The organism is Lyngbya sp. CCY1209 (assembly GCF_055795065.1).
Genome location: NZ_JAYFER010000149.1, coordinates 1 through 6,218, shown reverse-complemented (window position 1 = coordinate 6,218; position 6,218 = coordinate 1). Strand labels below are relative to the sequence as shown.

7 protein-coding genes are annotated in these 6,218 nt (G+C 48.7%); 2 read left to right on the top strand and 5 right to left on the bottom strand.

The genetic code is table 11. The features are described from left to right. Nucleotides 1-610: 610 nt before the first annotated feature. Complete coding sequence (locus tag AC0QHF_RS01865; protein WP_324702484.1) at nt 611-961, top strand: hypothetical protein; 351 nt, start codon at nt 611-613, stop codon at nt 959-961. 286 nt (nt 962-1,247) lie between these two features. Continuing rightward, the gene (locus tag AC0QHF_RS01860) at nt 1,248-1,910 is read left to right on the top strand and encodes a 4-fold beta flower protein (protein ID WP_324702483.1); all 663 of its coding nucleotides are present in this window, start codon (nt 1,248-1,250) and stop codon (nt 1,908-1,910) included. Nucleotides 1,911-3,224: 1,314 nt separating this feature from the next. Here AC0QHF_RS01860 and AC0QHF_RS01855 read toward each other — a convergent pair. The 5 genes from AC0QHF_RS01855 to AC0QHF_RS01835 form a co-directional block, all read right to left on the bottom strand. Further along, nucleotides 3,225-3,986 carry a transposase gene (locus tag AC0QHF_RS01855; RefSeq protein WP_324702482.1) on the bottom strand — a complete coding sequence of 254 codons (762 nt, stop codon included), beginning with the start codon at nt 3,984-3,986 and terminating at the stop codon, nt 3,225-3,227. A 596-nt stretch (nt 3,987-4,582) separates the two neighbouring features. Beyond that, the gene (locus tag AC0QHF_RS01850) at nt 4,583-4,972 is read right to left on the bottom strand and encodes a hypothetical protein (RefSeq protein ID WP_324702481.1); all 390 of its coding nucleotides are present in this window, start codon (nt 4,970-4,972) and stop codon (nt 4,583-4,585) included. An 85-nt stretch (nt 4,973-5,057) separates the two neighbouring features. Then, a complete protein-coding gene (locus tag AC0QHF_RS01845) occupies nt 5,058-5,423 on the bottom strand; it encodes a hypothetical protein (protein WP_324702480.1) in 366 nt (121 codons plus the stop codon). A gap of 87 nt (nt 5,424-5,510) precedes the next feature. Further along, entirely contained in the window at nt 5,511-5,768 is a 258-nt protein-coding gene (locus tag AC0QHF_RS01840; RefSeq protein WP_324702479.1) for a hypothetical protein, read from the bottom strand. Further along, nucleotides 5,728-6,090 (bottom strand): DUF6972 family protein, encoded by a 363-nt coding sequence (locus AC0QHF_RS01835; protein WP_375341389.1) that lies wholly within the window; start codon nt 6,088-6,090, stop codon nt 5,728-5,730. Before AC0QHF_RS01835 ends, AC0QHF_RS01840 begins: the two co-directional genes overlap by 41 nt. Nucleotides 6,091-6,218 lie beyond the last annotated feature (128 nt).

The following is a 6,218-nucleotide window of genomic DNA, read 5'->3' as shown; positions in this document are numbered from 1 at the left end:
GGTTATCCCCTCCTAAACCTCCCCAATCATCTTCAGATGATTTGAGCTATTAGCTTGGGAATTGATTCCCAAGCGGTGCGGATATCCGACCCGTTTTTGTCCGGATATTTAACCGGATTTGATATGATTCCCGGCCCCCAAACCCCCAATTCTGGGGGCTTTGATTCTTGATTCCCAGCCCCCAAACCCCCAATTCTGGGGGCTTTGAGACGACAAATTACGGCGGGGAGGATGTTCACAAGCAGACGTCCGGTAAAGTTAAAGCCGATCGCCTCTGGCTCGGGGTTCGGGGTAAATGCGATCGCTTCCTGACATTTTCGGGAACATGGGTGAAATTGGCGAGAAAACGGAAGTTCTATTTAAGATTGCAACACTTTTGAACTGAAAAACAGCCGTTTCCTAGAAGCTGTGGGAGTTGCAACTGTCACCGGTAAAAAAGAATTCGTCGATACCGTCGCAGTTGACGAAAAAATCCTCGGTAGATTCACTGAGAAATCGGACTTAAAAAAGTTCAAAATTTCTGTAGAAATACTTATATCAAAAGAGTAATTCAAACGTAGGCTGGTAGTAGAGTATCAGTTCTCATGGGGTCCGATTTGAGGAAAGAATTATGGATGAAGTCGTCCGGAAATTGGCGGGTGTCGGGTTTCCCGCGATCGTGCTGTTGGTGGCGATGGCGGCGACGGGACTGACGGGGGCCGCGGCCATCACCGCCGCACTGGCGATGTTGGGGCCGGGTGGAATGGTGGGAGGCATCGTGCTGCTGGGAATCATCGGACTCGCGTCTGATGCTTTGGCTAAATACGGTTTGGAAGCCGTCCTCGTCGGCGTTTATCAGGAACGAGTTGGCAATGGGGAGAACCCATCAAATTTGGGTCGCGAGATCGATATGTTGCCGATTTCTAAGGAATTGCAATTGGTTCTCAAAGATGCGATCGCCGGTGACGACAGCCGGTTTTGAGGTGCGATCGCTTTTCTCTGTTTCCGGATCGCGTCGAGCCTTTCTGAAGGTATTGGGATAGAAAGTGAGAACGATTTACATCACACCGGGGCTGGGCGATCGCGCCCGTGGCTCGGGGGATTCGGGGATGGAGGTTCTGTTGATTTGACCGGAGTAACACAAAATATAAAGAAAATCCCAACAAACTGTGAGACTTAGGGTATACTATGGATAATAGTAGCTATGGCAATTGCCGCGTCAGTTGGGACATCGTTGTTCACTGGAGATGGAGTGCAAATACGTTATCATGACACAGACCTTTGACAATACCTCCAGCTATGACAGTTCTAGCGATGACAGCAGCCAGACCGACTTTGACTCGTCTCAAACGAGCCACCACTTTAATACTGACCTGATTCATCACTCCCAGGCCCACGAGACAAGCGGGTTAGGCGTATCCGATGCCAGCGCTTTTGACATTACCCATTGCTTTGATTCCAGTGCATCTCACTCCGGTCACGAACATTCAGGTTTGGAAACGGCGGAAAGCCATTTCACAAGTGAAGATTCAAGTTCGATCATTAATGATGCAATCAGCCACCATTCTGAGGTGATGAACACCGCAGGTATCGGCTCTCATTGGGCTCACATGGAGTGCAGCGATTTTAGCCCTTACACGACCATTGACGATCATGGAAACGTTTATCGACACTACGGCAGCGGATCCTCTGATTATGAATATGTTGGCTATGTCAAAAATCGACATTTTTATAATAAAAGTCACTACCATATTGGCTATGTCGATCGTGATGGCAAGGTGTACGACGACAACCACCATCTCTTGGGTTGGCAATGTGCCGGTAAAATATACGACAAAAACGGTCACGCCGTTCCCTGTTCACCTAATACCTCGAAAGGTGCGATCGGTGCGGGAGCCTATTTGTGTTTTGTGCAGTTTGGAGGGGTTTAAACGATGGTTTTTCATTTATTCCAGTCGATTGCAGGCGGCATTGGGGTAGCCACGGCAGGGATTGTCAATGCGATCGCCAACACCCGAAATGCCAATAAAAACCGAGAAGCGCAAAAAGAGGTGGAAGACAACCGCCTCGCGATTCAAAAAGCCAGCCAAGAAGGTAACTTCCAGCTTCAGCGCGAACTGTTTAAAAAGCAACGCAAGCTACAGCTAGAGCTACTTCGAGGAAACCGTGAAACTCAGTTGATGGTGGTTCAGGAACAGCGCGAAACCGCTCGTCAGCAACCTTGGTATCACAAGCGCGTTGACAACTGGCCTCTGCGACTGGTTCCTGAAGATATTATTTCCGCTCATCCCAATCGTCAACCCATACCGCTTCAGATTATTCTCGCTCCTCCAGAAATCGATTACGATCGCTTCGGCAACGGTGCGGATTTCCCTAAACTGGAAAAGCGCATTGCTCAAAAAATGCGAACTCTGTTCGATCGCCACTTTCCCCTGGAAACGGACGATCGCCCGGTGGAATTGCTCGATCGCGCCTGGGATAGCAACCGTTTCGGCGGTGGTAGCAGCATCAAAACCCTGTTCAATCAACTGCGATCGGAATCGGTTTTGGTTCTCGAATCGGAAACCAGCGGCGAAACGATTAACCTGCGGGTCGCGTATTGGAGTGGCGGTGCAGAAATCTACAACTACAAAACTGCGATCGCCGATTTGCCTTACTTAGAAATTCTCGATGAGTTTGCACGTCAGCGGGTACGGTTGTGGAAAACCCAAGTTTATGACAAGCGGATCGCTCAAGGGAAAACGGAAGAAGAACTCAGACAACGCTACCCTCAGCAAATGGCGGGACTCAATGTTTGGCGAAGCGAACAGGAAGACCTTGCGGATGGAATTCCTTTCGATCGCCACTATCCCTATGTTGCCGAAGACGATGCGCGGTTTTGCCAGTTGTTTACCTCGTTGCATTCTTTAATGGCGGGGGTATTTGCCGATTTGCACTACCTGATTTTGGAAAACAGAGAGCCGCAACTTCCGGCGATGTTGCCGGACATTTTACCCGGATTTGCGGATGCTGAGGTGATTCGGCAAATGTTGGAGTTGGTGGTAGCCAGTTATGAGCAAGCCTTTACCGCCTTAAAGAGCGATCGGGATGCGTGGCTGGCAGATTTGCGGTTGGCATTTGCCGAAGGGCTCACGCATTTGCCTGATAAAAGTTGGGTACGCCAGCAACTTGAGCGATCGATGATGTTGTGGCTGCAACAGCGAGGTGGAGTGGCTCCTGACACGGATGCCAGGTGGGTTCTGGGTTCAAGAATCATTGAACCGCTGCATCGCCACTTGGGGGTCATAGCAGTTGGCTTTGACGAACTTCTCTGCGACCTCGGAGACTTCCCCACTCTCCACGTCGGGAGGAATCCAAGGGAGTTTCATTTGTCCCGGTGCCGTTTTGTGTTTCCCTCGAATCACTTTCGGTAAAAACTTGCTGCCCCAGTGATATCGCTTCTCCGGCTTAGGTTTCGGCTTGTATTTCTTACAGAATCCCCGATACTTCCGGGCGCATTCGTCCAGGGTATTTCCCAACGATAAAAACGCCGGATGCCACTTCGTCAATCCGTCATCCGTGAGCCGGTCATAAGTACCGTAGTTGGAGAAATCATAAAAGAATCCGGGCTGCATATTGGCGGCTTTGGGATTGGCGTGAATGTACCGTAAAGTGTTCAGCGCCCGTTGCTTGTCCGTGGTCGCAAAAGCGCTGCTGTGGTATCGTTTTTCCCAAAAGTGACCCGTGCGGTTCAGCATCCGGTTGAAACACATGGCGGCGTACCAGTTCAACCAGTGCATGAGTTTGGGTAAATCTTCTGGCTGTCGAGGTTCGATCAGGTAGTGGACGTGATTGCTCATGATGCAGAGTCCGTACAGTTTAAACCGGAACTTTTCCAGCGCTTTCTTGATGGCATAGAGCAGCACTTTCCGGCATTCCAGGCGGGTCAGCTTGAACTCGCGGTTGTTGCATCGGACAGTGATATGGTAGCAGTATCCGGGTTTGAGGATTCGGGATGGACGGGGCATGGCTGTTATTCGGAACGTCCCTTCCAGTTTGTCCTATCTCTGCCCCCAATACGGTCTAACTTTGTTCCCAGGTTGAACACCCAGGATTTAGAAACCGGGTTTTTACCAAAATGTTGGATGGGAACCAAAGCACTCTGGCAAAAAACCCGGTTTCTTCACTGCTACATTTTGAGTTGTTTTTTGTAGGTTGGGTGGCAACAGTGAAACCCAACACCCAAGTATTAATCTGTTGGGTTTCGTTCCTCAACCCAACCTACTTTTTACTGAGTAGGGGTGAAAAATTGATCCTACCGGTTTATTTATCCCTACCCAGATATTGATTAACCGAGTCCACTTGAGTGGACTTTTGCTGTGAGCCTTGAAATTGATTTCAAGGCGGGTTAGTAATACACCAGACAATTGAGTGGTTAGTGAGTTGGCGAGGTTGGGTTAGCAGCGGATGTTGAAACGGATGTAGCGGATGGGTTGTGGGTGGGAAAACTGGCTTTTTGGTAGTGGAACGCAGTTATTTTTTTGTAGGTTGGGTGACAACAGTGAAACCCAACACCCAAGTATTAATGTGTTGGGTTTCGTTCCCCAACCCAACCTACGTTTACCTAAAACTCGATCGCCATCGAAGACATGATCAGGTTCATCACCTGCAAATCAATGGGATCGATTCTTTCGCCATAATCTCCGGTCGAAATATTGACAATATATCGTCCATTCGGGTGGATGAGCCGCGCATACCGATGACGCTCAGGATAAACGGTTTGCACCGTATAAACCACAGCCTCCCGTCCCGCGATCGTCGTAAAGCCGGACTCTCCAGATACGATCTGACCCCCGCCACTTTGAGCCACCTCCCGCACAATATCGCGGACATTACGGACATTACTCGGACGCGGTTCAAGGCTAACGATCACGTCAGAAACTTGGTGTCCATAGCCTCTCATTCTTTCCCGTTCCGCACATTCCATAAATGCCACATCAGCCGGGTTCCGCACAACAATTGATAATTTTCTGCTATTGCCAGAATCTCGTCTGAGCTCCGTGTGGTAGTTTGCCGGAATCTGAAACCGCAAACCCGATTCACGGTTGACCACTTCGCGACGGTTGGATGAAGGTCGCTCTTGGTTCTGGTTTGAACAGGGTGACGATCGCTGCGACTGAACCGGACCGGCCCAAAACAGACAGGTACTCATCAACGATAGGACTGCATAGACTCTTAAATGGTGTTTCATTGTTTTGGTGGGGTTGAACGAGAGCGGAACTCAACATCAACACCAGGGATTTAGAAACCGGGTTTTTATCAACATTTTGGATGGGAACCGAAGCACTCTCTAAAAAACCCGGTTTCTTCACTGCTACATTTTGAGCGGGTGTCGGTTGGGTTTCACTTTGATGCACTTTACAATTATATCTCGATGATGGTGCGATCGCGCCGAAGCGTGCCATGTCCGATGGCGGAAATGATAAAATTTTTTATAATCGAAGATGCTTGACGGCGATCGCCCCTTAGCCCCCAAAAGGCGATCGCTTAAACTAAAAAATTTCTCCAGATAAAATCCGACCATCCACGCGCTCGTAATCATCCTCAACTAGCCACGAATGAGCTTCATCATAAACAGCGCTTTCAAACAAAGGTTTGTAGTTGGCAGTCGCATCATAAATACAACAATTTCCCTGTTGGCTACCGACCAACATCAAAATCCGAGGTGGAAAGATAATCGGATCTACCCATAACTCGATAAATTCCCAATTATCGCTCCGATCGACGAGGTTTTGTGCGAGGGATAACATGGTATTTATTATCTCCTTTAACAATTTTAATTTCGGCGTAATAAAGTTTCAGCCGGCTACCATCAGATCTTATCTGATACCCGATCGGTTCCTCAAAATATAGCCCATAGCGATCGTAATCATCATTTCGATCTTCAACTCCTGTAAGTTCGCCTCTTTCTATAATAGCCCGCACAACAAACTCCATTGTAGCACGGTCTTTAAACACATGAGCCTTTCCCTCTTTTCTCAACAGTCTTGCGACTTGAGGCGTACCCGGAAGGTGCTTGTCAAATAAGCCGCTTCTCGGATGGGGGGTTAATTCTCTATTGATACCACTCATCAACACCCATATTTAAGCTCGACCATCGATGATACATACTTTTCATCTTTTATATAGCAGTGCGCGCTCGTCTGTTTACAGTTTCCTCAGAGGGACAAACCTTTAAACCCTGATGTCGAGGGAATTTC

Coding starts and splice junctions, on each gene's coding strand:
- AC0QHF_RS01855 (WP_324702482.1), bottom strand. CDS start 3,986: ATGCCCCGTCCATCCCGAATCCTCAAACCCGGATACTGCTACCATATC.
- AC0QHF_RS01835 (WP_375341389.1), bottom strand. CDS start 6,090: ATGAGTGGTATCAATAGAGAATTAACCCCCCATCCGAGAAGCGGCTTA.
- AC0QHF_RS01865 (WP_324702484.1), top strand. CDS start 611: ATGGATGAAGTCGTCCGGAAATTGGCGGGTGTCGGGTTTCCCGCGATC.
- AC0QHF_RS01840 (WP_324702479.1), bottom strand. CDS start 5,768: ATGTTATCCCTCGCACAAAACCTCGTCGATCGGAGCGATAATTGGGAA.
- AC0QHF_RS01860 (WP_324702483.1), top strand. CDS start 1,248: ATGACACAGACCTTTGACAATACCTCCAGCTATGACAGTTCTAGCGAT.
- AC0QHF_RS01845 (WP_324702480.1), bottom strand. CDS start 5,423: ATGGCACGCTTCGGCGCGATCGCACCATCATCGAGATATAATTGTAAA.